General features: G+C 61.0%; 23 protein-coding genes. 8 read left to right on the top strand and 15 right to left on the bottom strand.

Going from position 1 to position 25,949, the window contains the following annotated elements:
• The first annotated feature begins 135 nt into the window (after nucleotides 1-135).
• The 4 genes from Q1A85_RS12340 to Q1A85_RS12325 all read left to right on the top strand — a co-directional run bounded on the left by Q1A85_RS12340 (nucleotide 136) and on the right by Q1A85_RS12325 (nucleotide 2,047).
• On the top strand, nucleotides 136-615 hold the full coding sequence (locus Q1A85_RS12340) for a UPF0262 family protein (RefSeq protein WP_299689389.1): 480 nt from the start codon (nucleotides 136-138) through the stop codon (nucleotides 613-615).
• Nucleotides 616-1,080: a low molecular weight phosphatase family protein gene (locus tag Q1A85_RS12335; protein ID WP_299689386.1), complete on the top strand. Its 465-nt coding sequence runs from the start codon at nucleotides 616-618 to the stop codon at nucleotides 1,078-1,080.
• On the top strand, nucleotides 1,077-1,469 hold the full coding sequence (locus Q1A85_RS12330) for a ketosteroid isomerase-related protein (protein ID WP_299689383.1): 393 nt from the start codon (nucleotides 1,077-1,079) through the stop codon (nucleotides 1,467-1,469). Before Q1A85_RS12335 ends, Q1A85_RS12330 begins: the two co-directional genes overlap by 4 nt.
• 62 nt (nucleotides 1,470-1,531) lie before the next feature.
• On the top strand, nucleotides 1,532-2,047 hold the full coding sequence (locus Q1A85_RS12325) for a GNAT family N-acetyltransferase (protein ID WP_299689380.1): 516 nt from the start codon (nucleotides 1,532-1,534) through the stop codon (nucleotides 2,045-2,047).
• Here Q1A85_RS12325 and Q1A85_RS12320 read toward each other — a convergent pair.
• Nucleotides 2,044-2,397, bottom strand: a complete 354-nt coding sequence (locus tag Q1A85_RS12320; RefSeq protein ID WP_299689378.1) for a hypothetical protein — start codon at nucleotides 2,395-2,397, stop codon at nucleotides 2,044-2,046. The two genes, Q1A85_RS12325 and Q1A85_RS12320, sit on opposite strands and share 4 nt — an antisense overlap.
• A 127-nt stretch (nucleotides 2,398-2,524) precedes the next feature.
• Nucleotides 2,525-4,006, bottom strand: a complete 1,482-nt coding sequence (locus tag Q1A85_RS12315; RefSeq protein WP_299689375.1) for a hypothetical protein — start codon at nucleotides 4,004-4,006, stop codon at nucleotides 2,525-2,527.
• Nucleotides 4,007-4,422: 416 nt separating this feature from the next.
• Between Q1A85_RS12315 and lepA the strand changes: the two genes are divergently transcribed.
• Nucleotides 4,423-6,219: a translation elongation factor 4 gene (gene lepA / locus Q1A85_RS12310; protein WP_299689372.1), complete on the top strand. Its 1,797-nt coding sequence runs from the start codon at nucleotides 4,423-4,425 to the stop codon at nucleotides 6,217-6,219.
• Between the two features lie 314 nt (nucleotides 6,220-6,533).
• Nucleotides 6,534-7,322, top strand: a complete 789-nt coding sequence (locus Q1A85_RS12305) for a GTPase domain-containing protein (protein ID WP_299689369.1) — start codon at nucleotides 6,534-6,536, stop codon at nucleotides 7,320-7,322.
• A 588-nt stretch (nucleotides 7,323-7,910) separates the two neighbouring features.
• Here the strand turns inward: Q1A85_RS12305 and Q1A85_RS12300 are convergent.
• From Q1A85_RS12300 to Q1A85_RS12260, 9 genes are all read right to left on the bottom strand, one after another.
• Nucleotides 7,911-8,060, bottom strand: coding sequence for a hypothetical protein (locus Q1A85_RS12300; RefSeq protein ID WP_299689366.1), 150 nt, complete (start codon nucleotides 8,058-8,060; stop codon nucleotides 7,911-7,913).
• An 11-nt stretch (nucleotides 8,061-8,071) separates the two neighbouring features.
• Complete coding sequence (locus tag Q1A85_RS12295; RefSeq protein WP_299689362.1) at nucleotides 8,072-8,638, bottom strand: PA14 domain-containing protein; 567 nt, start codon at nucleotides 8,636-8,638, stop codon at nucleotides 8,072-8,074.
• Nucleotides 8,639-8,751: 113 nt separating this feature from the next.
• Nucleotides 8,752-9,228: a class I SAM-dependent methyltransferase gene (locus tag Q1A85_RS12290; RefSeq protein WP_299689359.1), complete on the bottom strand. Its 477-nt coding sequence runs from the start codon at nucleotides 9,226-9,228 to the stop codon at nucleotides 8,752-8,754.
• Between the two features lies 1 nt (nucleotide 9,229).
• Nucleotides 9,230-9,967 carry a polysaccharide deacetylase family protein gene (locus Q1A85_RS12285; RefSeq protein ID WP_299689356.1) on the bottom strand — a complete coding sequence of 246 codons (738 nt, stop codon included), beginning with the start codon at nucleotides 9,965-9,967 and terminating at the stop codon, nucleotides 9,230-9,232.
• Nucleotides 9,954-11,081 carry a glycosyltransferase gene (locus Q1A85_RS12280; protein WP_299689353.1) on the bottom strand — a complete coding sequence of 376 codons (1,128 nt, stop codon included), beginning with the start codon at nucleotides 11,079-11,081 and terminating at the stop codon, nucleotides 9,954-9,956. The genes Q1A85_RS12285 and Q1A85_RS12280 overlap by 14 nt, the downstream gene beginning before the upstream one ends.
• The gene (locus tag Q1A85_RS12275) at nucleotides 11,072-11,659 is read right to left on the bottom strand and encodes a histidine phosphatase family protein (protein ID WP_299689350.1); all 588 of its coding nucleotides are present in this window, start codon (nucleotides 11,657-11,659) and stop codon (nucleotides 11,072-11,074) included. Before Q1A85_RS12275 ends, Q1A85_RS12280 begins: the two co-directional genes overlap by 10 nt.
• A complete protein-coding gene (locus tag Q1A85_RS12270; protein ID WP_299689347.1) occupies nucleotides 11,656-12,723 on the bottom strand; it encodes a glycosyltransferase family 4 protein in 1,068 nt (355 codons plus the stop codon). The genes Q1A85_RS12275 and Q1A85_RS12270 overlap by 4 nt, the downstream gene beginning before the upstream one ends.
• Nucleotides 12,720-13,958, bottom strand: a complete 1,239-nt coding sequence (locus tag Q1A85_RS12265) for a glycosyltransferase family 4 protein (protein ID WP_299689344.1) — start codon at nucleotides 13,956-13,958, stop codon at nucleotides 12,720-12,722. The genes Q1A85_RS12270 and Q1A85_RS12265 overlap by 4 nt, the downstream gene beginning before the upstream one ends.
• A complete protein-coding gene (locus Q1A85_RS12260) occupies nucleotides 13,955-15,178 on the bottom strand; it encodes a glycosyltransferase (RefSeq protein ID WP_299690210.1) in 1,224 nt (407 codons plus the stop codon). Before Q1A85_RS12260 ends, Q1A85_RS12265 begins: the two co-directional genes overlap by 4 nt.
• Nucleotides 15,179-15,467: 289 nt before the next feature.
• Here Q1A85_RS12260 and Q1A85_RS12255 point away from each other — a divergent pair, with 289 nt between their 5' ends.
• A complete protein-coding gene (locus Q1A85_RS12255; protein ID WP_299689341.1) occupies nucleotides 15,468-17,798 on the top strand; it encodes a mechanosensitive ion channel domain-containing protein in 2,331 nt (776 codons plus the stop codon).
• 67 nt (nucleotides 17,799-17,865) lie between these two features.
• A complete protein-coding gene (locus Q1A85_RS12250; protein ID WP_299689337.1) occupies nucleotides 17,866-19,890 on the top strand; it encodes a DEAD/DEAH box helicase in 2,025 nt (674 codons plus the stop codon).
• Here Q1A85_RS12250 and Q1A85_RS12245 read toward each other — a convergent pair.
• Genes Q1A85_RS12245 through Q1A85_RS12230 form a run of 4 tightly spaced genes read right to left on the bottom strand, consistent with a single transcriptional unit; the run spans nucleotide 19,887 to nucleotide 25,833 of the window.
• On the bottom strand, nucleotides 19,887-21,041 hold the full coding sequence (locus Q1A85_RS12245) for an ABC transporter permease (protein WP_299689334.1): 1,155 nt from the start codon (nucleotides 21,039-21,041) through the stop codon (nucleotides 19,887-19,889). The genes Q1A85_RS12250 and Q1A85_RS12245 overlap by 4 nt on opposite strands.
• Nucleotides 21,042-21,045: 4 nt before the next feature.
• Complete coding sequence (locus Q1A85_RS12240) at nucleotides 21,046-22,074, bottom strand: ABC transporter permease (protein WP_299689331.1); 1,029 nt, start codon at nucleotides 22,072-22,074, stop codon at nucleotides 21,046-21,048.
• Entirely contained in the window at nucleotides 22,071-24,071 is a 2,001-nt protein-coding gene (locus Q1A85_RS12235; protein ID WP_299689328.1) for an ABC transporter substrate-binding protein, read from the bottom strand. Before Q1A85_RS12235 ends, Q1A85_RS12240 begins: the two co-directional genes overlap by 4 nt.
• Nucleotides 24,064-25,833: an ABC transporter ATP-binding protein gene (locus tag Q1A85_RS12230; protein ID WP_299689325.1), complete on the bottom strand. Its 1,770-nt coding sequence runs from the start codon at nucleotides 25,831-25,833 to the stop codon at nucleotides 24,064-24,066. The genes Q1A85_RS12235 and Q1A85_RS12230 overlap by 8 nt, the downstream gene beginning before the upstream one ends.
• Nucleotides 25,834-25,949 lie beyond the last annotated feature (116 nt).

Here is a 25,949-nt window from a genome sequence, read left to right as displayed (position 1 = left end):
ATGTTTTGGGGGGCTCTGCCCCCGGCCTGGGGCCTCCCCCGTGGTATTTTTGGTCAGAAGAAGACACGGCCATTGTGTTGAGGGGGGGGCTTGCGTAAGCATCGCGAAACATTGTTTCGCCTTTGGTCCTCGGTCATGACCCGTATCACACATATCACTCTCGACGACGCCAACCTGCCGCCGCCCACGCCGGAGATCGAGCAGGAGCGTAAGGTCGCCATTTTTGACTTGCTTGAGGACAACACGTTTGTCTTGCCTGATCGCGATGATCGTGCAGCGCCGGGCGGGCCCTATCACCTTGGCCTGTCCATTCGCGACAAGCGTCTGGTGTTCGATGTGAACACTGAGGCCGAGGAGAAGGCCGCAGAGTTCCATCTTTCGCTTGGGCCGTTCCGGCAGGTGGTTAAGGACTATTTCCAGATCTGTGAAAGCTATTTTGAGGCGGTCAAGAAATTGCCGCCCAGCCAGATCGAGACCATCGACATGGCGCGGCGCGGCATCCACAACGAGGGCAGCCGGGTCTTGCAAGAACGTTTGGAAGGCAAGGCCGAGGTCGATACGGACACCGCCCGCCGCCTGTTCACCCTCATCTGCGTTCTGCATTTCGGAGGCTAGATGCCGCAGCCGCTGCCATCGTCGGTGCTGTTTTGCTGCGATCACAACGCGGCGCGGTCGCCCATGGCCGAGGGCATCATGAAAAAGTTCTACGGTACGGGTACGTATGTTCAGTCCGCAGGGGTCAAGAATGACCTAGAGATTGACGGGTTTTCGATTGCCGTATGTCAGGAATTGGGGGTTGAGTTGAGCCGTCACCGGTCGCGCAGCTTTGACGAGATGGAGGATTGGGGCGACGATCTTGGTTCTTTTGATCTGGTGGTCGCGCTGTCCCCTGCGTCGCAGCGGCGCGCGCTGGATCTGACGCGATACTATAGCCTGGAGGTGGAGTATTGGCCAATCCTTGACCCAACCGGGCTGGGGGAGACACGTGATGCCAAGCTGGCCAGTTACCGCGATGCCCGCGATCAGATCGTAGCGCGTCTGGTGGAGCGCTGGGGTCCGGCACGCGAGGGCGCGCAATGACTGTGGTCGCCCAGTATTTCGAGGCATTCAATGCGGGTGACGTGGACGGGATGCTTGCCTGTCTGACCGAGGACGTGGCGCATCACGTGAACGAGGGACAGATCCGGCGTGGCCGAGAGGCGTTTGCCACCTTTTGCCGCCACATGTCGCGCTGTTATGCCGAAGAGCTGCGCGATATGGTGGTCTTTGTGCATCCCGATGGCACGCGCGCCGCTGCGGAATACGCCGTACACGGCACCTATCTGGCGACCGATGGCGATCTGCCCGCGGCGCACGGTCAGCGCTATGTTCTGCCTGCGGGGTCTTTCTTTGATCTGCGGGATGGGCGGATCAGCCGGGTCACAACCTATTACAATCTTGCCGATTGGCTCAGACAGGTGACCGCGTGAAGGTTGCCAAACTGACGGGTGCGGCCCTGGGTGAGGCGATTGACACAATAGCGCAGTTGCGGATGACCGTTTTTCGGGACTGGCCTTACCTCTACGATGGCGACATCAACTATGAACGTGCCTACTTGCAGCACTACCAGACCAGCCCCGAAGCGATTGTGGTTGTCGCACATGTTGGTGACTGGGTCGTCGGGGCCGCAACGGCCACGCCGCTGCTGGACCACGCGGCGGAGTTCGCGCAGGCGCTGGACGGCACCGGCATCGATATTGATCGTACGTTTTATTGTGGCGAAAGCGTTTTGCTGCCCAGCTATCGGGGCCGTGGCATCGGGCATCAATTCTTTGATCAGCGCGAGGCGCACGCCCGCACGTTAGGCTATCACCACATGTGTTTCTGTTCGGTTATCCGTCCCGATGACCACCCGCTGCGGCCTGCAAACTATAGACCTCTGGACGGGTTCTGGGACAAGCGCGGTTATGCGCGCGTGCCAGGAGCGGTGGCTCAATTCAGCTGGAAAGACATCGACACAGGCACCGACAGCCAAAAGCGGTTACAGTTCTGGATGCGCCGGCTTTAGGAACACAAGCGGGCGGCGGTCTGGCTGTAATCTTTCCAGCGCAGCCAAAAGCGTTCGTCGATGCTGCGATCCGACTGACGGACGACCTGCGCCTGATGCGGGTCGCCAAAAAAGCCGGCACCGCGCCGCTGGTCACTGGCATCCAGTTCCCGGTTGGCGACGGCCTGCACACAGCCGCACCGGCTGCGGTTTGCCGCGTCGCGCCCGGAGGACCGGCAGGCCGAATAGATCGGACCGGTGGCAAAGAGCGTGTTGGTCGCAGGGACCGCGACGCGCGTCACAGTGTTACGGCTGCCTGAACAGGCGGATAGGACCAAGGCTGCCACGATCAGGAGAGAGAAGGATTTCATGCGCTCGTACCTCTGTCGGCGGGTTATCCCGCTCTGAATAGGGCGGAGTATGCCGGAATTTGGGGGTGGGGGCAATGCGGCCACGCCGATGACCCCGCACAGTGTCCCACCATGACCTGACACAGTGTTAAGCGAGCCCAAGCATCCGGGACAAAACCAAGATTGCTTTGATCAAAACACCTGCGGCGACACCAACACGCCCGACATAGCCCGCAGCCTTTGAATGCTCTGTGTCGTAAAGTCTGGCCAAGCTCTCCACGGTCATCAAACCGCGCGCCTGTTGCCACATCCGCGAGATTTGGCGGCGCAAAACGATGCTGCGAATGGCGTGAGCTTGTGCGGACCATTCCGGCATTGGATCAGCCTCTGCATCAATGACCTGACCGCTGAGGATTTCAGCCTGATCTTCGCGTGTGGTAAGCGCCTCTTTTGCCTCAAGCATATCCGCGCTGATGTGCCACGCATCCTGTAAAACCAGCGCGTCCGCTTCTGGTATCGCCTGTGGTGCTGGATCAAAACCACGGTCAAGTTCTGTTGCAATTTCAGGGTCAGAATCGCAAACGAAGGCAACGCAGGCCGTGTTGGCTGCTTGCAGCAGGCGTAATGGCTCATCGTCAGCATATTCGCCGACTTTGATCTGCCGCCGAATGCTCTTGTTCACATCCGTCAGGTCAAATGCCACCCGTTCAGGGTCATCGCTGTACTTGCGCACCAGCCGTTTGATAATGCGGAATTCGACCGTGTTTGCGGTGACACCATTGCCACCACCAAGCGCAAGGATATCATCCAGCGCCTCTTCGACCCGAAGCAAATGGCGGCGCAGTCGCTCCGGATTTGCGGGTTCAGGATGTTCGGCGCGGTGCTTTTGGCTGTCCTCGTCGAGAACCAGCGTTTCGTTGATGCGCGCGACGTCATGCGCACGGCGCGCCTCAATCTCCCGGATCGCCTGTGCCACATTGGCCAGCGCATCATCACCCTCCCAAACCTCATCCGGAATCTTGGCCACTTCGATGGCCAGATCCCAGTCCGTAAAATCGCCCACCCACATCTCGCCGTACCAACGGTGCCAGAAAGACCATTGCTCGCCGTCGCTCAAGACGCTCAAGAACTTCTTGTGTTCAAGCAAGGCGTGCTGAGGCACATCGGTGTCTCCCCATAGGCTTCGCGAATAGAGTTCCTTTGGAGATCGGGTCGCGTCTTCCTCAGCAATCGAATAGTCCTCCGAAGAGTTGCCACTCGAGTGGAATATCGTCTGAGCTGCACCGGATGCACTGCGTGCTGCCGTTTTCCCTGTAAGCACACTCAGCGCTGCCGTAGTGGTGCTTGGTGCTTTTGCACTTGGGTAACTGTGGGAAATCGCCACCGCTACACTGTTGATGGAAGACGCGGCTAGTTGTACGTCCCTTCGACCCAACCCGCTTACAGCGACAAACAGAGCGCCCCTAAAGCAAGCCAATGTACGAAGGTCGGACCGGTATTCATCAATGAAGTATGCGCGTGTCACCACTCGCAAAACTGCACGCGCGCACATTATGCACCGCATCTCCTGGCTCTGCGTCGCAAACCAAGCTTCGCATTGCTTAAGGTATGTGAGATCTAGCTCAGCCACGTTTTGTTCCCTGCACCTTGCAAACTATTGAACATGCTCCATCGCCTAAATCTGAACTACACTGACGTCGCTTTCTCGAATGCTCAAACTGCTCATTGGGGTTCTTACCGCCTATGAGCAAATTCTTTGACTTCGAGAACTGCGAATGCCCGCATATACGAAACCAGTACGAAGGGTAAAAGCTCCTGCAACCCTTTAACCCATCCTTAACAAACACAACCGCACGCCCTGTTAACCCGGCAAAAGGTGCACGGGGGGTGTACGCCTGATGTACGCATGGTGCCCCCCGGATTTGCCATAAACCACAGGCGTTAACCCGCGATTCCCGCCCACACCCCGACACACCCCACCGAACGTTGCGTGGCGCGGCTCTCTGGCCCATTGACCAACCCCCAGTTCCGCGACATATCCAGCCCATGACACCGCTCAGCCATATCCGCAATTTCTCCATCGTCGCCCATATCGACCACGGGAAATCCACGCTCGCCGACCGTCTCATTCAGTCCACCAACACCGTGGCCGACCGGGACATGAAGGAACAGCTGCTCGACAGTATGGATATCGAACGCGAGCGGGGCATCACGATCAAGGCCAACACCGTCCGCATCGACTACACCGCCGACGATGGACAGGCTTATGTGCTCAACCTGATCGACACACCCGGACACGTCGATTTTGCCTATGAGGTCAGCCGCTCCATGCGCGCGGTCGAAGGTTCTTTGCTGGTCGTGGACAGCACCCAAGGGGTCGAGGCGCAGACGCTCGCCAATGTCTATCAGGCCATCGACGCCGACCACGAGATCGTCCCGGTTTTCAACAAGATCGACCTGCCGGCCTCGGATATCGACCGGGTGGCGGAACAGGTCGAAGACGTGATCGGCATCGACGCCTCGGGCGCCATCGCCGTTTCTGCCAAGACAGGCGAGGGCATTCACGAAACGCTCGAGGCGATTGTCCAGCTGCTGCCCGCCCCCAAAGGTGATCCCGACGCCCCGCTCAAGGCCATGCTGGTCGACAGTTGGTATGACAGCTATCTCGGTGTGATCGTCCTGATCCGCGTCATCGACGGGCGGCTCAAGAAGGGCGAAAAGATCAAGTTTCTGTCCAACAAGACCGTCCACCACGTGGACCGCGTGGGCGTCTTCCGTCCGCAGATGGAAATGGTGGACTCCTTGGGCCCCGGCGAGATCGGATTTCTCACCGCGTCCATCAAACAGGTGCGCGACACCCGCGTCGGCGACACGATCACCCATGAACGCAAAGAGGTCGCGCCGCTGCCGGGCTTTAAGCCTGCACAACCCGTTGTGTTCTGCGGCCTGTTCCCCGTGGACAGTGCCGAATTCGAAGATCTGCGCGACGCCATCGACAAACTGGCGCTGAACGACGCGTCCTTCTCGTTCGAGATGGAAACGTCCGCTGCATTGGGATTTGGTTTCCGCTGCGGATTCCTCGGGTTGCTGCATCTTGAGGTGATTCGCGATCGGATTGAGCGCGAGTACAACATCGAATTGATCACCACCGCGCCCTCCGTCATCTACCACGTGCACATGCGCGACGGGTCGATGATGGAACTGCACAACCCCGCCGACATGCCCGATTTGTCGGTCGTGGATCACATGCAGGAACCGCGGATCAAGGCGACGATCCTTGTGCCCGATGAATACCTCGGCGACGTGCTGAAACTGTGTCAGGACCGGCGCGGGATTCAAGAGGACCTGACCTATGCAGGCTCCCGCGCGATGGTGGTCTACGACCTGCCGCTGAACGAGGTGGTGTTCGACTTCTACGACCGCCTGAAATCGGTGACCAAGGGCTATGCGTCCTTCGACTACCAACTGACGGGCTACCGCCAGGACAATCTGGTCAAGATGTCGATCCTCGTGAATGACGAGCCCGTGGATGCCCTGTCGATCATGGTCCACCGCGACCGAGCCGAGATGCGGGGCCGCGCCATGGTCGAAAAGCTAAAGGACCTGATCCCCCGCCACATGTTCAAAATCCCGATCCAGGCGGCGATTGGCGGCAAAGTCATCGCTCGCGAGACACTGTCCGCGATGCGCAAGGACGTCACGGCCAAGTGCTATGGTGGGGATGCGACGCGGAAGCGGAAGTTGCTGGACAAGCAGAAGGCCGGGAAGAAGAAGATGCGGCAGTTTGGGAAGGTGGATATTCCGCAGGAGGCATTCATCAGCGCACTCAAAATGGATAGCTAAAACATCACCCTAGTCTATGGACGATGCTCTCAGTAAATCAGTGCGTTACCCTCCTCGCCGTGTAGACGTAAATCACGTAGTTTATTTGGAAAAAGTTTGGGTGTTTTAGTGAACCGTCAGTACTTGGACCCAAAGGTCGACGGAGCCAACTCTTTCTCACGTCGCTTTTGCGATAAGTTGTGCCGCATTCACGTTCTGAGCGCCGCAGCAATGTGGGTACTGATGCGCACTGAAGACGTAAATGCCTACGTGAGCTTTCAACGTACTGTTCGTGGACTATTAGAAGTCTTCCTAGTCAAGGGCCACGATGCAGAATGATAAACTCGGAAGCGACGATAGGAAAAGCAGTAGTTGACGTTTACCGAACTGCAAAAAAAGAGGGTTGGTTAGACAAGTTTCTTGCAGTTTTTCGAAAGAAACACCGGATACTCGTACTCGGCTCATCTGGTGCTGGAAAAACTCAACTGATCCGCAGTCTTTCGTCTGTCGTCCCTGACGTTGTCGGTATTTTGGAGCGGACTCAATTCGTTGAAAGAAACAATATTGAAATTTCCAAGAACTTGTTTGAGTTTGTTGAGGCTCCGGGCGAACTGAGTATGTTTGACGCGAGGCTGGAGGCAATTGCCGAAGCGGCGCGTAGAAAGTATGATCTCGTTTTGAACGTTGTTTCGTATGGGTACCACGAGTATTCAGAAGAAAACGCAAGCTTGATTTTTGATGATAACGGAGCGGTGCAAGCCGAATTTTTGAAAGAACATCGGGATATTGAGATAGATTTGCTGGCAGAGTGGTGTGAAACTCTTTCAGAGTCAAAGCGCCCGCCGCGTGTGATTACGATTGTTACCAAAGCTGATATCTGGTGGGACAATAAAGACTCTGTCATCAAGAATTACAGAAACGGAGACTACGCAGAAATCATCAGTCATCACAAATATCAGCATTCCGTCGTGCCTTATTCATCTAGAATCTACAGGATGCATAAGCTGGGCGCAACGTCTCGATACTTCGACGAACTTACGAAGGCAGAACTCCGAGCTCAATTGTTTCGAACTCTTTTTTCCGGTATTAATGTGTCCAATCCATCCGAACATGTAGATGGATAGTGTGTTGGTGGATACAAATGAAAGCAGTGCGTTTCGCTGGTTGAGGTTACCCAAAGTACAGTATTTGGACGCTGTGTGCGCTGACTATTGGAACGTAACCAGTGTTTCAATATCATTGGGCAAACCCACGTAAACGACATAGCTGCTGACCAATCCCAAGCTCCGGCTAATGCTACACATTCCAATCTTATCCCCACCTTCTCCACAGGAAACACACAAGTAATATCAACAGCTTATCCCCAAGAAATTTCGCCACCGCGCGATTTTTTCGTTGCGCGACTCATCCCCGATACCGCACGTTAAACCTACCGGCGCAGAGTTCCTTGAACAAAGCGGTGGACGCAAAGGCCCCGGGGGCAACGGGATGTGTAGGACGGGTGGCAACACCTAGCCGAACCATCAACGGGCAACCGGATGCAGGTCGGATCGTGTGGGCGTGAAAGCGTCGTGGCGAATGGGCGGTGTCAGCAGGGTTAATGCGGGAGGCGGATTGGCTTCGGTTGAAATGTCTCGGCGACGGGTGGTAACGCCCCGAGCAAGCTGGGCCAAATGTCGCCCTCTGGGGGGATGATGAGGTTCAACGAGGCGTCAGGATGTGCCCTTGGGCACGGCAAGGATTTCGGTCCGCGCCCCTGACGCCTTTTCGTATTTTCCGACAGCCTGAACAGTCTCACCGCGCGTGCCACGGAAAAAGGGGCGCGCGGTCGCCTGACCGGCGCGCCCTTGGGTGTGTCCCACCTCGGGACGTGTTACTTGTGGCCAAAGGCCGCGTTGGGCATCCAATCCGGGGCGCCTTGGCCCGCGCGCATGTGCAGGCAGGATGTGCCCACACGCTGAAAGTAGAGGATGTCCACAGGATACCAGCCCGCTTGCGGCACCTCGACCTGCACGGCGCGGGTTTCGGCGCAGGATTGGCGCCCGTTAAAGTACCCCACCTGTTGACCGCCAACATTCGCATCCAGTCCATCATTGGTCAGAAAATCGATGTTGTATGTCCCCGCCGCGTCAAATTTCACGTAGCCCGTGATCTTGGCCACCACGTGGTGGGCGCGTTTGGACGTCAACGTTTTGTCCCCGTCATTGGTGTCGCGATAGTCGAGCCCCGCCAGCGGTTTGCCGGGCTTGGATTTGCGCAAGGCGTTTTGGGCGTTGCCGAGCGTCTTGACGTCAGACGGGTAGGCGTAACTGACCGCCAGCCCCTTTTTCAGTCCCGAAGGTTGCGGGCTGGCTGGCTTGAGTTTGAGGGGGGCGGCAAAGCTGGCGGTTGCCAGCACAGTAACTGCGGCGGCCAACATGGCCGTCTTGATAAATGTCATCCATTCACTCCCGTTGGACATGGCAGGTCTCGGGCCCGCCTTAGAATCGTCGTTGAAGGTAGAGGGCGGGCTTGCGCTCTGGCAAGCGACGGGCGTGAAACGTGATCGAAATTCTAGGCCAGGTAGAAAAGATAACGGTCCGGGTCGATCGTGTCCGGTCCAGAAATCTGTCTGAACCCGGTCAGGGGCTGTTGTGACACGATCAGACCGCCGGGGGCCATGACAGCGGCGATATGCGGGCTGAGGGCGGCGCCTTCGGCGACGTCCTTTTCCTTGATCCCGTAGCCAAAGTCGTAATGGGCCAGCGCCATCTTGTGACCTTGGGTGGCGAGACGCGCCAACATATCCTCTGCCTCACCTTCGAGGAAGTTTTCGGTGGGCGGGATGCAGCTTGGGTGTGGGTTGAGCACGCGGTCAATCACCCAAATGCGCCGGTCGGGAATTTCCTGACGCAGATGATCGTAAGTACGCCCGTTGCCGAGGCCCAGTTCCAGCACATCGCCGGGGGTGTTCGCGATGCGCGCCGCCGCCCAGTTGATGCCGTCAATCTGCGCGCTGAGCCGTCGGCGCATGGATTCAAGTCTGCTCATGTCATGTCTCCATCTGCCAGGGCGTGGCACCACCCGTCAGCATTTCGGTAAGGAAGGTTTCGGCAAATGCCCAAATCGCCGCGTCATGCACAAGGTGGTGGGTCAGCAGGCCAAATGGTTCGGACGCATCGGCAGCGCCCGTGCTGCGTTGCCGAAGGTGCGCTGCGGCGTCGTCGATCAGGGTTTGCGTATCAACAAGGCTGCGCGTGCCTTTCCAGTGGATCGGGTCCACGTGGGTGTTGATCCGGGTAAGGCCCGGAACGGCTGCCCCGCGCGGGCCGAATGTCGACAAGGTTGTGTAGCCCATATCCGGCAGGGCGGTTGTGACCTGCGCGCTGATACGGTTCCACGGCGGAACGAACATGGGTCTAAGGGTCTGCCCAAACAGGCTGCGCATATGCGTCAACCCGCGTGCAGCATCGCGTTTGGCGTCGGGGCGCGGGGTGAGAAATTCGTTCTTTTTGTCGTGCGCGGCGCTGTGGTCGGTGTGCGCCCAACCATGGACCACCGGGATCAGTGGCGCATCGACGCAATATGCGGCGAGGGCGTCCGTCGCGAGGGCCGGGATGATGGCAAGGTGGACAGACAGGTGGAAGGTCTCGGTCAGGGCACACAGTTGGTCGAGCGCGCGTGTCGGTGCGACGGCGTCATCATCGCGCCACCAGAGCGTGGGCATCGTGTTCGCCGCGCGGCAATCCCGCAAGGCGTTGCGGAGCGGTGTCCAGTCAGGGTTGGCCATGGTTGCGCCCCCATAGCTTTCCGGTGATGCGCACGGCCTCGGCGGCGCCGGTCATGCCAATGCGACGCGGCGTCCGTTCCTCCTGCCGCACGGCGTGCAAGGCGGACATCAGCGTATCGGGGATCAGCGCATCCTGCCGAACAACGGTGATGCCTGGTTGTTGTGCCAGTGCCGCTGCGCGCAGGCCCTGTTCCACCTCGTTACCATCGTCAAATGGGATGATGACGGCGGGCACCCCTGTCTGCAACAAATCCAGCGCGGTATTGTAGCCGCACATCGACACGGATGCGCCCACATGCATCAACAGATTGCGGAAATCAGGCCGGGGTGCGTCAACGACGACGTTCTGTGGTGCACGCGCCGCCAAAGCGTTGCGACGCATGTCTTCTCCGCCGACCAGCAAATGCCACGTCGTGTCGGGGTGACGCACAGCGCTTGCCAGCGCAGTGTCATAAATCGTGTCGCCCACCGCGCCGCCGCCTGCACTGACGAGGATTGTATCGTTGCGCTCCGAGGCCCCGGCAGGCGCTGGTGGTGCGACAAACCCGGTGTAGTTCAGGTAGGGCGCGAGGGTGTCCGACACGGGCCAGCTTTGATCAAGTGTGACAATGTCGCGGTCCGCGTGGACCAGAACGCCCCGGTAATAGCGCTGCACCATATCGTCTGCGAAGGCGACCTTGGCAGGCTTGGAGGGAGGGGCGAGGATATCGCGCACCGACGACAGGATGACAGTCCGCTTGGCCGTCGCAGCGTCGAGCAGCGCCATAAATTCGTCTCGCAGATTGCGCCGCCCAAACGGAAAAAGCTCTGTGATCAGCACGTCGGGTGCGAAGGAGTGGAACCGGTCAAGCGCCGTGGCGATGCGTGCGGCGCGATAGGCTGGGCCCGCCTGTGCGCCTTGCGCGTCAAGCAGGGTGGTGAAATCCGTTCCGTCCGACCGCAGCGGGGCAAGTTGTTCCAGTTGCAGCCCAACCGTTTCAAAATGCGGCACCGGCAGTCCACCGCTGAGCACCATGACACGATGCCCCGCATCAGCAAAGGCGCGCCCGAGGGTGAGCGCGCGGGCAAGGTGGCCCGTGCCCAACAAATGCGTGACCACGATCATCACCCGCATGGCGGGCCCTCTTGCAGCCGCTCGACCGGGGCCACCTGCCAGTCATTGCCATCTATGTGCAGCACAAAAAGCCGGTTGCGCTTGATCTGGAACGGGGCGGGGCCGTCAAACGCCCACCCGGTGGCATGGGCCAAAAGCACCCGCATGATCCCGATGTGACAGATCGCAACCGTGTCACGCGCAAGGGTGCTGACCCAAGGCAGCAGGCGCGCGCGCACTGCGCGGGGGCTTTCTCCATCCGGTGGGCAATAATCCCAGCCCCAGTCTTCGATATGGCGAAACCCGCTTGCTGGATCGGCGTTCAAGTCTTCGCCGCGCGCACCCTCCCATGCGCCCCAATCCATTTCGGTGAGGGCAGGGATTTCCAAGGGCGTCTTTCCGGTCACCAAGACACCTGTCTCAACAGCGCGCGACAGCGGGCTTGATACGATATCCGCATCCGCCCAGCCATCAGGAAGCCGCAGCGCGCCCAGTTGCGCGCGCGCCTCGTCATCCAGTGCGATATCCGTCCGTCCCTGAATGCGCCCCGCGCGGTTCCAAGACGTGTGCCCATGTCGCAAAAGCCCAAGGCGGATCATGTCACGGCCTCAATGGTTTGGCGCAAGGTGGCGGCGGCCTTTGGCAACAGGTGCGTGCGGGTCATCCTGTGACGGGCAGCGTCACCCTCGGCACGTGCCATTGTTGGGTCGGTCCACAATGCGGCAATGCGTTCCGCAAGGGCCTGTGGGCCGGCTGCCGGAACCGGATGCGTCCCTGCAACCACATCGCGCACACCGGGGCGGTCCTGCGCGATCACCGGCACCCCTGCGGCCTGCGCCTCCAGATAGACCATGCCAAAGGCTTCGTTGATACCGGGCCAAAGCAGCGCCCGGGCGGTCGCGTAGTGTCGGGCCAACGCATCGGCATCGCATTCGCCCAGAAATGTCACGCGCGGACCAAACGGGGCCATGAGCGCTTGCACCTCTGCGCGGGCCGGTCCGTCGCCTGCGATATTCAGGTGCCACTCCAGACGTTTCGGCAACATGGCCAACGCGTCAGCGATCAGTTGGTAAGACGCCACTTTGTCGCCTGCGCGCATCATGGCCACGCTCAGCAGCGGGCCACTCAGGTCGCTCGGCGCGGGCAGGGCAGCGCTGTTCAGAAAGGGCGGCAAATGGACAAGCCGTTGCCCGGCAGGCGCATCCCGGCGCAGCGTTTCGGCATCGTGCCCGGTGAAGTAAAAAATTGCACGGGCGGCATCGCTGGCCGCCTCGGCTGCGGCGGCAAAGGCCGACCACGGTCCGGTCAGGCGCTTGCGCGCGCGGGTGCTTTCGACCTGCAAATAGGGGATGTTCAGCGCCGCGCTGACGCGTGGGCCGATCAGGTCGGGGGCCTTGTAATAATTGTGGTAGGTCAGCCAATGCGACCAGCTTGCGGATCGCTTGGTTGCACAGAGGCGCCGGATTTCGGCGTCCGCCTGCGCCGCGAGCTGCGCCTGTGTGTCCGCAACGCCGGAGCCATCATAAAGCCGCAACTCAGAAGCAAGGCACACGTCATAGCCCGCGTGATCAAGCGCCGACATCACCGCGCGCGCCACCGACCGGTCGCCTGACGGCACAGGGTGTGTTGGTGGCTTGAGCGGGGCGAAAAAGGCGATGCTCATGTGTCCATCACCGCACGCAACCGCTGTGCCAAGTGGTCGATACCCGGTTGCATTGTGAAATCGCTGCGCAGGCGGGTATGGGCCGCATCGGCAAGCGCTTGCGCCCGCGCAGGATGTGCGGCGAGGTCGATCATGTTCTGGGCCAGCGCGGATGGGCTGTCATCGCTTAGAACGCCGTGGATGCCGTTTTCGATGAATTCAGGAATGGCGGATACCGGGGTGGACAGGATGGGCAGACCTTGGCTTGCCGCTTCCATCAGCACATTGGGCAGCCCGTCGCGGTCACCGTCAGCCGCCACGCGGCTCGGCAAGACAAAGAGGTGGGCGGCGCGCATGGCTGCGATCACTTCGGGCTGGTCGCAGGCCCCACGCCAAGTGATCCGCTTGGACAGGCCGTGCCGTTCTGCGCGGGCGCGCATGTCGTCGCCAAGCGTGCCACCGCCGATGTGGGTCCAATGCCAATCCAGCCGATCAGGCAGCAGCGCGAGGGCGTCGATTAGCCGGTCAAAGCCTTTCTTTTCCACCAGCCGACCCACAGATACCATGCGGAAGGGGTCATTTGGCGCACGCAAGGGCCGGTCCGGCCGGGTTGGAAAGCGGTCAAGATCGAGACCATGATAGACAAGGTCGACTTGCGTCGTACGTGCCAAGGATTGCAAATGCTCCGCTCCGAAACGGGTGCAGGTGGCGCCGTATGCCGCGCCGGATGTGGCGACATCAAGCTTGTCCCGCAGTTCCCAATCGGGTGAGGTCCAGATGTCCTTGGCGTGGGCCGAAAAGGACCATGGGATGCCGCGCAGCATCGCGGCGTAACGGGCAACAGAGGATGGAGTGTGCAGAAAATGGGCGTAGATGGCGCGGGTCCCCGTTGGCAGCTCGCGTGCCATGACGCAGGCCTGACCAAAGCGGCGCAGGCGGTTTGATGTCCGATCGCGGGCGAGGTCGCGCAGGAACTGCGCAGCCGTGCGCCAAAAGCGCGGCCGCAGCAGCGCCGCTCCAAATCCGCGCAGCACGCGGCCCGGTTCATTGCGCAGGTACTCTGGCAGATATCGCACGTGGGCCTGCACGGCGTCGCTCAGCGGGTGCGTCTTGGTGTCGGTGGGGTGGCGCAATGACCAGATTTCAAAGCGTATCCCGGCGCGTTCCAGCGCCAGCAATTCCTGAGCAATGAAAGTCTCTGACAGCCGCGGCCAGCCTTTGACCGCGATTGCCAGCGGCGCGGTGGAGTTGGTCATTCAGCCGCGCTTTGCACATCCGCACCCATAAGCGCGCGGGCGCGCGCGATCACCACGTCGAGCCCGTCCAGCAATCCGTCGGCCCCGGCTTCGCTCGGGCGCGTCTGCGTGGGCAGGGCGCGAATTGCGGCGATCATCGCATCCGGCGTCAGCCCGTCCCGGAACTGGTCGAGGTTGCGCACCAGCCCCAGTTCCTCGGCGCGGTTGGCTCGTATCCACTGTTCCAGTCGCGGCTTGGTGCGGGGCACGATGACGGCGCGCGCATCAAATGACAGCAACTCGCAGAACGTGTTGTAACCGCCCATGGACACAACCCCTTCGGCCCCGGCAAAAAGCGCTTCGATCTTGCTGTCGAACCCGGTGGCGATCACCCGACCATTGAGGTCGGCCACGCGCGCCTCGAACCGGTCGCGGGTCTCGCCAGAGAGGAACGGGCCATAGACCAGCACTGCCTTGGGGCCCAGATCGGCATCCTTTTCATAGGCTTGCAGCACGAGGTCCACCATCGCGGCACCATCGCCACCGCCACCGGGCGTGATCAGGATGTAGGGTTCGTCCGGCACCTCCGCAGGATCGATGATCTCGCGGCGCAGATATCCCGTCCAATGGGTGCGCGCCCGCACCCGGTCGGACAGTGGCAAGCCTTGGGTCGGGTCATAGACGGAGCGCGGTCCATAGACCCACACCTCGTCATAGAACCGTTCGGTTGCTTCGACCGCGTTCTTGCGCGCCCATTCGGCGGCCAGCACGTCCGGTTCGTCCAACACGTCACGCAGGCCCAGCACGATCCGCGTTTTGCCCGCATTGCGCAGCTTTTCTAGCGTCGGCACCAATTCGCCGCGAAATCCGGTGGGCTCCTTGTCGACGATCAGCAGGTCCGGCTCGTACTCGGCCACGGTCGACGCGATAAGCCCCGCGCGCAGGGCCGTGGTGCCGTCGATGTCCATGCCGCTGTTCTTGCTGATGTAGCTGCCATCGGGCAGCTTCTTCACGCCGGGCAGGCGCACGTGGTCAACGGCCGGAGGAAAGGTGAACCGCCCCGCAACAGGGCTGCCGGTGAGGATAATGGCGGACGTCACGACCCCCGACTGGGTCAGCGCAGAGGCCAGCGCACGCGAGCGCCGCAGGTGGCCAAGACCGAATGTGTCGTGGCTGTACAAAACGGCGCGCCGTTGGTGCATGGGTCCTGCCGGCTCAGCGGGCGGGTACGTGTGCCGCATTGTCATCGTCTCGTCATGGTTCGGGACAGCCACGCAAGCCGCACCCAATGAATCGTTCTGGCCGGTATAGCACAGCGTGTTCCGATCCCAAGCCATGAGCGCCGGATTCCCTTCTTGGTGGTGTACTTACGCTCGGCAGGTGGCGTGTTTCAGGGCAGTCTTCAAGGGGGACACACCGTGATCGCCAAAGGGTGATGCGATGTGTGCCCGGTGTGCCTCGCCACATTGTCATCGCGCCAGCCGTGGCGTAGCGTTTGGCCCGACAAGACCGGAACGGGTGGCGGGACACGTGACGAGACGACTGTGTTGGCAGGGTATGCACCTGTGCATCATCGCGGTGCTCATCCTTTGGGCAGGGGTGGCAACCGCGCAGGGGCTTGGCAGCCTTCTGCCGGGCAGTGGCGCTGACACGACGCAGGACAGCGTGTCCGAGATCATGCGTCAGGCCGCCCAGAATGGCGTCAGCGTCGTCGTGATCGACAGCGATGGCCGCGTTCTGACCCAAGCGGCTGAACCGGCTTCGACCGCGCCCGGATTGGGTGACGGCAGCACGCTTATGACCATACAGGACGACGCGGTGGCCTTTCGATCTGCGCTGATCGAACGTCTGCTGAACCTGCCTGCCGCCTTTCAGGAAGTGCTGTTCATCCTGCGCGCCTCAAGCCCGGACGGCACCATCTTTGCCTATGTCGAGGCACTGCTGTTCAGCCTTGCCCTGTTCGCCGCCGGGATGGTGTTCGAAGCGCAGATTTTCGGCAAACGCATCGCCAAACGGTTCGTTGTGGCACGCATTCGTCAGAACCCGCAGGGCTATGCGGAAAAGATGCCGTTTCTGGTGTTCCGCTTTCTCGCGGGCGTGGTGGGTATTCTGGTGTCCATGGCGGTGGCCTATGTCCTCGGTTTCATCATATTCGGCCCGCTTGAGGATACGGCGATGCAATTCACTGTATCGCTGATCAATGTGGGCTACTTTCTGACCCGCTTGGTGGCGGGCATCTGGCGCATGATCCTGTCGCCATATCTCAGCCAATACCGCATCCCCGTCATCCAAGATGCGGCGGCCAAACGGCTGCACCTGTGGCTGAGCATCGTGGCGGCCCTTGGATTTTTTGCGATCCTGTTCGGTGTCTGGATCGAAGAGTTGGGCCTGAATTACGAAGTGTACGTGTTCCTGTTTTCCTTCGTTTCCTTTTTCGTGATGCTGCTGAATATCGCGCTGGTCTGGGTGAACGCATCGGCCATTACGGGGGCGATCCTGAATGGCAAGGCGGTGACGCAGGCCACGTGGGTTGTGCGGGTGCTGTCGCGGCTGTGGGCACCGTTGGCGGTGGGCTATTTCATCTTTGCGTGGGGCGAACAGACCTACCACCTTGTGCTGGGCGATCCGTTGGGCGTGCCGCTGCTGGCGGGGGCTTGGGCGATCCTGATGACGATCATCGTTGTGTATGGTGTGATCAATTTTGGCATAGAACGTAGCTTTGCCCGGGCACGCACCTTGCGGGAACAGGCCGCGTTTGATGGCGAAGTGCTGGACCCCGACTATTCCGAGATGGCCACCGTTGGGCCGCGGATCACCACCTTTCAGGGGTTGGCGCAGCGCGTTGCCGGTATCCTTGCCTTTGTGGCCGGCGCTTATGCGTTCCTGTCGATTTGGCAGCCCGAGACAGGCGGTATGATGGACGAAAGCCTGACGGACCGCGCGCTGGATATCATCGTGATCCTGTTTCTGGGGTACATCGCCTACAACGCCTTTCGGATCTGGATTGACGCCAAAATCCGCGAAGAGCAAGGCGACGTGGTTGAGGCGGAACTGGGCGACGAGGGCGGCGGGTCCTCTGCGTCGCGGCTGGCCACGCTCTTGCCGCTGTTTCGAAACTTTGTCCTGATCGTGATCGTGATCACGATCGTGCTGATTGCCCTGATGGATATGGGGGTGAATGTGGGCCCGCTCTTTGCCGGTGCGGGTGTGGTTGGTGTGGCGGTGGGCTTTGGCTCGCAAAGCCTTGTGCGCGACATCTTTTCGGGCGCGTTTTTCCTGTTCGACGATGCGTTCCGCAAGGGCGAATACATCGACGTGGGCGGGGTCAAGGGGACGGTGGAAAACATCTCTGTCCGGTCGTTTCAGTTGCGTCACCACCTTGGCGCGCTGCACACAATCCCCTTTGGCGAAATTCAGGTGCTGACCAATTATTCCCGCGACTGGGTGATCATGAAGCTGCCGCTGCGCGTCACCTATGACACGGATGTCGAAAAGGTGCGTAAGCTGATCAAGAAGCTGGGTGTCGAACTGCTCGATGATCCGGTGATCGGCGACAACTTCATTCAGCCGCTGAAATCCCAAGGCGTGATCGAGATGCAGGACAGCGCGATGATCATCCGGGTCAAGTTCATGACGAAACCGGGTGATCAATGGTTGGTGCGCAAAAAGGTCTACGAGGATATCCGCGCGCTGTTCGAACGCGAAGGGATCAAGTTCGCCCATCGCGAAGTCACCGTGCGACTGGCCGACGGTCAGGCCGAGGGTTTGACCGAAGACGAGAAAAAGGCGGTTACGTCCGCCGCACAGGCCGCCATCGAAGAAGAGCTGTTGGACGAGGTCGAAACCGGCGACGACCGATAATTCCCTCGACAAGGCGGGCCAAAGGGCATAGGCGCGCAGCCTTGCCCCCCGTCTGAGGACCTTTGCCGTGATCACCCCGCTTCAAACCGCGCTGACTGCGCGTGGCTACACTGACCTGACACCCGTGCAAACGGCAGTGACCGAGCCTGCGCTTGCCGGTGCTGATTTGCTGGTGTCGGCACAGACCGGGTCCGGCAAGACGGTTGGGTTCGGTCTGGCTCTGGGTCCGACATTGCTGGGCGATGCACATGTGTTTGATGCGGCGGATGCGCCGCTGGCGCTGGTGATCGCGCCGACGCGCGAACTGGCCTTGCAGGTCAAGCGCGAGTTGGGCTGGCTTTATGCTGAAACAGGCGCTGTGATGGCGTCTTGCGTCGGAGGCATGGACATGCGCGACGAACGGCGCGCGCTGGCGCGCGGGGCGCATATTGTCGTCGCCACGCCGGGCCGGTTGCGCGACCATATTATGCGCGGGTCGATTGATCTGACGGCGATCCGTGGGGTGGTCTTGGATGAAGCGGACGAAATGCTCGATCTGGGCTTTCGCGAGGATCTTGAGTTCATTCTGGATGCCTGCCCCGAAACGCGGCGCACGCTCATGTTCTCGGCGACGGTGCCGGCGCAGATTGCGCGGCTGGCCAAGACCTACCAAAAGGACGCCGTTCGGGTCGAGACGACATCAGGCACCGATCAGCACGCAGACATTGCCTATCAGGCGATGAGCGTCGCCAATCACGATGCGGAAAACGCGATCATCAACATCCTGCGATATCACGAGGCACCCAATGCCATCGTGTTCTGCAACACCCGCGCGATGGTCAACCGCGTGACGACGCGCCTGTCGAACCGTGGCTTTCCCGTGGTGGCCTTGTCGGGCGAATTGACGCAATCCGAACGCACCAACGCGTTGCAGGCCATGCGCGACGGGCGTGCGCGGGTCTGTGTGGCCACGGATGTGGCAGCGCGTGGCATTGATTTGCCGAACCTTGATCTGGTGGTCCATGCCGAATTGCCTTCGAATTCCGAGACGTTGCTGCACCGTTCGGGCCGCACGGGCCGCGCGGGCCGCAAGGGCACCAGCGCCCTTATCGTGACGGCCAAGGTGCGATCCAAAGCGTTGCGCATCCTGCGCGGGGCCAAGCTGGAGGTCGAATGGACCGATGCGCCATCCGCGGAAATGGTGCGGGCGCAGGACGCGCTTCGTCTGATGGACGACCCGATGTGGGACGGCGCTGTGGCCGACAGCGAGGCCGATATGGTGGCCAAGCTGACCGAACGGTTCAGCCCCGAACAACTGGCCGCTGCGGTGTTGCGCACCCATGGGGCGCGCCATTCTGCGCCGGAACACCTGTCCGATGTCACGGACGCCAAGGCTCCCAAAGCCCGCGCGCCCTTTGGTCCCAGCACGTGGTTTTCCGTCACCGGGGGACGCGACCAAGGCGTCGAAGTGCGTCGGCTGCTGCCCATTTTGTGCAATGCGGGCGACATCACCAAAGACGATATCGGCGCGATCCGCATCCAGTCCGACATGTCTTATGTCGAATTGAAAGTTGAGGCCGTCGATGGGTTTGTGGCCGCCTTGGGCGCTGACCGCACCGTGGAAGGCGGCGCGCAGGTGACGCGGCTGGATCACGTGCCTGCGGCAGCATCACAGGCCAAACCAAGGTTTGAGGGCAAGCCCAAGCGAAAGGACGGCCCGCCGCGCGGCCCCAAGCCTCAGAACGCTGATGCCCAGCCCGCCAAACCGCGTGCCAAGAAGGTCTGGAGTGATACGCCTCTCATCCCGCACGCGCCAAAGCCCGACGCGACGCCCATCGACTGGAACGACACCGCAACCCCGAAACCGCGCAAGCCCAAACCGAGCGCCGCGCCCAAGGGCAAACCCCGCAGCAAGCCTGCGACCCGTCTGGAACGCGCCATCGAAGGCGGGGCCGTCACAACGCCGAAAAAACCGCGCCACAAGGCGGGCGGAAAAGGCAAGCCAACAGGCGGCGGCGCGCCCGCAGTCGGCAAACCGAATAGCAAAAAGAACAAAGCCCGCCGCGCAGCCGCCAAGGCCGGTGGCACTCAGCCGCCGCGGCGCAAGGCCTAGTCGCTGTAGGGGTCGAGGCTGTCGCGCAACCCATCCCCGAGGAAGTTGAACGCCAGCACGACGATCACGATGGGCAGCATCGGGATGGCCGTCCACGGATAAATCTCGATACTGGCGAGGTTTTGCGCATCGTTCAGCATCACGCCCCACGACACCGCAGGCGCACGCAGGCCAAGGCCAAGGAACGACAGCGCCGTTTCGCCTAGGATCATCGCCGGGATCGACAATGTGGCCGAGGCGATCAGGTGCGACATGAAATTCGGCAACAGGTGGCGGCGGATCACCCGGCCCGGTTTGGCCCCCATCATCTCTGCCGCGCGCACATATTCCTCCTCCCTCAGCGAGAGGAACTTACTTCGGACGGCACGCGCCAAGCCGGGCCAGTCCAGAAGCCCGAGGATGATAGATATGATAAAGAACACGGACACCGGCCCCCAATTTGACGGCACCGCCGCCGACAGGGCCAGCCACAGGGGCAGTTCGGGCAGGCTTCGCAAAATTTCGATCGCGCGGTTCACCACCCAGTCGACCCAGCCACCAAAGTAACCTGCCATCGCCCCCAGCGTGATGCCGATCAGAAAGCTGACGGTGATGCCGATCAGACCCACGGTCAGCGACAGCTGCGCGCCGTAGGAAATGCGCGAAAACACATCACGTCCCAGCCGGTCAGAGCCAAAGATAAACACTGTGGCCCCCTCGGGCGCGCAGAACAGGTGCCGTTCGGTCGGGATGAACCCGATCAGATTATATTCGGATTTCCGGCAAAAGAATTGCAGCGGCATTGGCCGGGTGGTGTCCGTCTCGTACACCCATTGGAAGTTTTCCAGATCAGGTGCGCCCGTGGTGGGGTAGACAAAGGGGCCGACAAATTCGCCCTCATGCCAGAACTTGATGGCCTGCGGCGGATGGAACAGGTGTTCGGCGCTGCGTTCGTTGGGGGTGTAGGGCGAGATGAAGCCCGCAAAGGGAATGAACGCGTAAGCGAAGAACAAAAAGATCGCGGAGATCAGGCCAAGCCGATGTCGGCGGAACTTGCGCCAGACCAGCAGCCAGTTCGGCGCGTCCATATCTGCGCGTTCGATGGCCGAGATGTCCACATTCGGATCATAAGGCGCATCGTCGATAAAACGGCCATCGGGCAGGGTGCTCATACGCTTATCCTTCCCGCGCGCCATAGCGGATGCGCGGATCGAGCAGCACCAGCAAAAGGTCTGAGATCATCGTGCCCACAAGCGTCAGGAACGCCACAAACATCAGCACGAACCCGGCAAGGAACTGGTCTTGGGTCTTGAGCGCAGTGAGCAGGTCAGGCCCGATCGTGGGCAGGCTCATCACGACAGAGATGATGACCGATCCCGACACCATCGCCGGCAGCAGGTTGCCGATATCCGCCACAAAGGGATTGAAGGCGACGCGCAGCGGGTACTTGGTCAGCATCCGCGACGGGGCAAGGCCCTTGGCGGTTGCGGTCTCCACATACGGTTTGCCCAGTTCGTCCAGCATGTTGGCGCGCAAACGCTGCATCATAGCGGCAACCCCGGCAGTGCCGATGACAAATGTGGGTACGATCATATGGGTCAGCACGGATTGGATCTTGCCCCAGCTCAACGGCTCGCCCTCGTATACCGGGTCCATCAGACCGCCGATGGGCAGGCCGATATATTTGCGTCCGTAGTAAAACAGGATCAGCGCCAGCAAAAAGTTCGGCGTGGCAAGGCCGAGGTAGCCAATAAAGGCCGTTACATAGTCGATCCAAGTCTTTGACTTGGCGGCGGCCAGAACGCCCAGCGGAATGGCCATGAAGTAGATAAAGAGCACGGCGGCGAGGTTGACCAGAACGGTCAGCCACAGCTTGGACCCGACGATGTCGATCACCGGCTCGTCATTAAAGAAGGACCAGCCAAGGTCGCCCTGCAACAGGCCGGAAAACCCGTATTCGCCCGGCGCAAGGCCCACCCACATCAGATATTGATACCAAAGCGGCCGGTCGAGGCCGAATTCGGTGCGCAGAAATTCGGCCTTGGCCACGCCTTCGGCCTGACCTGTGGCCCGCAGCTCTGCGATTTGGTTCGACAGATAGTCGCCGGGCGGCAGGTTGATGATGGCGAAGACGAGGATGGACACCACCACCAACGTCAGACACATCGTCAGCAACCGGTAGGCCGCGTAGCGCAGGAACATCATTCGCGCACCTGCGCCAGTTCTTCGTCCGGTTCACCGAACCAGAATTCGTCCACGCGGTGCACGCCGAAATGGGCGCCGGGGTCCCAGGCCCATTTGCCCTTTTCGGGCACGTTGCGCAGCCTGTCGGACACGACAATGGGTTGCGGCGCCTCGCTCAGCACACCGATGCCGAATTGCTGATCCGCGTGGATCGCCAGCATCTCGCGCCAGATGGCGGCGCGCTGGACCGGATCGCGGGTCTGACCCCAACGGCGGTTCAGGTCCATGAGCTTGCCCGCTGCGGGCATGTCGATCCGTTCGCCAGCCGCTCCTTGGGTTTGGTAGTATTGCCCCCATTTCGGCCAAGCAAAAAACACTTGATCCGTGGGCGCAAGGTAGCTGGGCGGCGTATAGGCCTGCGGGATGCCATTGTCCCATCCGAACCAGACAGCGGCCATGGTCACACCCGAAAACACGCGGTTGCGCAGGATGTCCCGGTCCAGCGGACGCATGATCAGCTTGATGCCCACATCGCGCCACGTGTCGGTGATGATGGCCAGCGCGTTCTCGACCTCTTGCCGTTCGCCAGCGGTTTCGATCACAAACTCCATGGGGCGGCCATCGGGCAGCAGACGGATGCCGGAACGGTCGCGTTCGGCAAGGCCCATATCGTCCAGCAGGGCGTTTGCCGTCTCGGGGTCGTAAATCGCCCATTTGGTCAGGTTTTCCGGATCAAAGAGCGGACTGGCGGCCAAAGCCGTCATGCCGCCCTCCTTGCCCAGCCCAAAGTACAGCGCGCGGTTGATGATGGTCCGGTCGATGGACAGCGACAGAGCCCGGCGAAAGCGCACGTCGCGGATGACCTCGCGCCAGACCGGGTCGGCAAAGTTCAGGTTGGGATAGATCGCAATCTGGCTGGCGGCCCCATTGGACCACAGATATGTCCGGTAGGGTGAGCCGTCGGCCTCGCCTTTTTTCAGGATCGAGGTGTCGCGGAAATCAAGGCCACGGGCCTGCAAGTCGACTTCGCCCGCATTCGCCTTGGCTGCGACGAGGCCGGATCCAACCACGTTCATCTCGACCACGTCGATATAGGGCAATTGCACGCCGCGCGCATCCACGCGGTGGAAATATGGGTTGCGCACAAACAGATAGCGCGACGCCCCACCGGTCGATGCGGGCATCCACGGCTGCAAGGTGGGCAGTTCGTGGTTGTCGAACTTGTACATATTGTCGAGCTTGTTGTGCAGCGGTGCCCAGCCGCGCACGCGCTTTTTGTCGATCATCTCTTCCATTTGTTCCACCGTGTTGAAATCCACATGGAACTGTTTGAGGTAATGCGCAGGCCGGTAGATGAAGGGCGGGCTGGCCTGCGCCAGCGCGGGCAGAAAGCGTGGGTTGGCGCGCGGGAAACTAACGACAACCGTATGCGCGTCGGGAAAGGTCACCGTCGCCACGTCATCGCCCACGCGCATGATCTCCGGCGGGCCATTCGGGCTTAGCTCGGGGTTGTTGGCGACATGGTTCCACCAATACTCGAAATCCGCCGAGGTAAAGGGCACGCCATCGGACCACCGATGTCCCGGCCGCAGGTGCAGCGTAAAGGTGCGGCCCCGGTCCACCTCGAAATCGCGCAGAATGTCGGGGCGCAGACGGTATTCGTGATCGTATCCGACAAGGCGCGCATAGCCGTAGACAACCATCTGCCGCACGTCCTTGGTCCGTGTGACCATGGTGCGCAAGGTGCCACCCTGCTGGCCAAAGCTGCGGCCCTTGGCCTCTAGGTCAACGACAAGGGGGACGTCCGGCACGCGGTCAGGTGCGGCGTCCATCTGGCCCTTTTCGACCTCGGCGCGCCAGAATGCGCTTTCCCCGACGGGTACGGTCAGCGTCGATTGGGTGGGCGCGACAAATACGTCGAGCGGCTGGGCCGTGACAGGCATCGGTGCCGCAAATACGGCGGTGGCCACGCATACAGCCGTCAGCATGGATTTGAGATCGCGAAAGGCTCTAGGCATGGCAGCGCACCTTGTGTCCGGGTTCAATCTCGCGCAGGGCAGGCGCGGCCATCCCTTCGAACCGGTAGAGGTCGGGCCATGTTTCCGGCTCACCCGCACCGCTTGACACCGCCGCAAGGTCGATGGGGCTGTGAATGTCGGGCTCGGGCTGCGCCGCAATCAGCGCCTTGGTGTAGGGATGGCTTGGGTTGTAAAACAGCGTCTTGGGCGGGGCCTGTTCCACCACCACACCGCGTCGCATCACCGCCACTTCATCCGCAATGCGGGCCACAACGGCAAGGTCATGGCTGATGAACAGGTAGCTGAGGCCCATGCCGTCCCGAATGCGTTCCAGCAGGCTCAGGATCTGTTCCTGCACGCTCACATCAAGGGCGGAGGTCGGCTCGTCGCAGACCAGCAGCACCGGATCAAGCGTGAGCGCGCGCGCAATGGACAATCGCTGGCGCTGACCACCCGAAAAGGCGTGCGGGTAACGTTTCAGCATATCGGGGTTCAGCCCGACCCAGCGCAACATCTCCGCCGCCTTGTCGCGGCGCGATATCTTGGTGCCGAGGCGGTGAATCTCCATCGGCTCGGTCAGTGCCTCCTGCACCCGCATCCGGGGGCTGAGGGAGGAATACGGGTCCTGAAACACCATCTGCGCCTGTCGTTGAAAGGCGACCTTTTCCGCCCGGCTCAGATGATCGACGCGGACAGGTTGCAGACCCGCTTCGGCGCGAAAAATGACTTCGCCGCCGGGGTCGGGCAGTTCTGCCCCCAACGCGATGCGCGCGCATGTGGTCTTGCCCGAACCGCTTTCGCCGACAATGGCGAGCGTCTTGCCCCGGGGAACGCGCAGGTTCACGTCCGAACAGGCATAGACCGGCTTTGACGCGCGCCATCCGCTGGCGCGAACGTGGTAGGTCTTGGATATGCCATTCAGTTCGAGGATTGCATCGTTACCGTCAATTGGATCGGCAGGCTTGGCCACCTCCGGGATCACGGGGGCCGCCGCAAAAAGCTTTTGGGTATAGCCGTGGCCCGGCGCGCTCAGCACCGCCTCGGCGGGGCCGCGTTCCATGACGTGGCCCTTGTTCATCACCACAACGCTGTCTGCCATGTTGGCCACCACGCCAAGGTCGTGGGTGACAAGGATCATCGCCATGCCGGTGTCGCGTTGCAGGGTCTTCATCAGGCCCAGCACCTGCGCCTGCGTGGTCACATCCAGCGCTGTCGTCGGCTCATCCGCGATCAGCAGATCGGGCTTGGCCACCATTGCCATGGCAATCATCGCCCTCTGGCGCATCCCGCCGGACAGTTCGAAAGGATAAGCCCGGTAGGCACGTTCTGCATCGGGAAAGCCCACGCGGTCAAAAGTGGCAATCACGTCGCGCTTGGCCTCGGCAAGGCTCATGTCGCGGTGCAAGGTCAGAACTTCGCTCACCTGATTTCCGATGCGGTGCAGCGGTGACAGGGACCTCATAGGCTCTTGAAAAATCATGGAAATCCGGTCGCCCCGAACGTCGCGAATCTGGCGCGGAGCCATCTGCAACAGGTCCGCGCGCGACGCCCCGGTGCCAAAATGCACCTCGCCACTGCGCACCTGTGCTGCGGCGGGCAGAATGCGCAGCACGGACCGGCAGGTGAGTGTTTTGCCTGAGCCGCTTTCACCGACAAGAGCCAGCGTTTCGCCCGCATTGACCGAAAAGGACACGCCATACACGACCGGCGGGGCAGACCCGAAGCCGATGGACAGGTTTTTAACGTCCAAGAGTGGTGACATGCACCGTCCCGTCTTTGCGTTCGTTGGCTCCACAAAAGCCGATTTCGACCGGCGCGTCCATACACGCTGTGCGCACGCGATTGTGCTACACATTTCACCATTTGTCCCCCATCTAG

Source organism: uncultured Tateyamaria sp., assembly GCF_947503385.1.
Taxonomy (GTDB): domain Bacteria; phylum Pseudomonadota; class Alphaproteobacteria; order Rhodobacterales; family Rhodobacteraceae; genus Tateyamaria.
The sequence above is the reverse complement of the archived record's forward strand: the minus strand, read 5'-3'. Positions and strand labels throughout refer to the sequence as shown.

Coding starts and splice junctions, on each gene's coding strand:
- Q1A85_RS12340 (WP_299689389.1), top strand. CDS start 136: ATGACCCGTATCACACATATCACTCTCGACGACGCCAACCTGCCGCCG.
- Q1A85_RS12335 (WP_299689386.1), top strand. CDS start 616: ATGCCGCAGCCGCTGCCATCGTCGGTGCTGTTTTGCTGCGATCACAAC.
- Q1A85_RS12330 (WP_299689383.1), top strand. CDS start 1,077: ATGACTGTGGTCGCCCAGTATTTCGAGGCATTCAATGCGGGTGACGTG.
- Q1A85_RS12325 (WP_299689380.1), top strand. CDS start 1,532: ATGACCGTTTTTCGGGACTGGCCTTACCTCTACGATGGCGACATCAAC.
- Q1A85_RS12320 (WP_299689378.1), bottom strand. CDS start 2,397: ATGAAATCCTTCTCTCTCCTGATCGTGGCAGCCTTGGTCCTATCCGCC.
- lepA (WP_299689372.1), top strand. CDS start 4,423: ATGACACCGCTCAGCCATATCCGCAATTTCTCCATCGTCGCCCATATC.
- Q1A85_RS12305 (WP_299689369.1), top strand. CDS start 6,534: ATGATAAACTCGGAAGCGACGATAGGAAAAGCAGTAGTTGACGTTTAC.
- Q1A85_RS12295 (WP_299689362.1), bottom strand. CDS start 8,638: ATGACATTTATCAAGACGGCCATGTTGGCCGCCGCAGTTACTGTGCTG.
- Q1A85_RS12290 (WP_299689359.1), bottom strand. CDS start 9,228: ATGAGCAGACTTGAATCCATGCGCCGACGGCTCAGCGCGCAGATTGAC.
- Q1A85_RS12285 (WP_299689356.1), bottom strand. CDS start 9,967: ATGGCCAACCCTGACTGGACACCGCTCCGCAACGCCTTGCGGGATTGC.
- Q1A85_RS12280 (WP_299689353.1), bottom strand. CDS start 11,081: ATGCGGGTGATGATCGTGGTCACGCATTTGTTGGGCACGGGCCACCTT.
- Q1A85_RS12275 (WP_299689350.1), bottom strand. CDS start 11,659: ATGATCCGCCTTGGGCTTTTGCGACATGGGCACACGTCTTGGAACCGC.
- Q1A85_RS12270 (WP_299689347.1), bottom strand. CDS start 12,723: ATGAGCATCGCCTTTTTCGCCCCGCTCAAGCCACCAACACACCCTGTG.
- Q1A85_RS12265 (WP_299689344.1), bottom strand. CDS start 13,958: ATGACCAACTCCACCGCGCCGCTGGCAATCGCGGTCAAAGGCTGGCCG.
- Q1A85_RS12260 (WP_299690210.1), bottom strand. CDS start 15,178: ATGCGGCACACGTACCCGCCCGCTGAGCCGGCAGGACCCATGCACCAA.
- Q1A85_RS12245 (WP_299689334.1), bottom strand. CDS start 21,041: ATGAGCACCCTGCCCGATGGCCGTTTTATCGACGATGCGCCTTATGAT.
- Q1A85_RS12240 (WP_299689331.1), bottom strand. CDS start 22,074: ATGATGTTCCTGCGCTACGCGGCCTACCGGTTGCTGACGATGTGTCTG.
- Q1A85_RS12235 (WP_299689328.1), bottom strand. CDS start 24,071: ATGCCTAGAGCCTTTCGCGATCTCAAATCCATGCTGACGGCTGTATGC.
- Q1A85_RS12230 (WP_299689325.1), bottom strand. CDS start 25,833: ATGTCACCACTCTTGGACGTTAAAAACCTGTCCATCGGCTTCGGGTCT.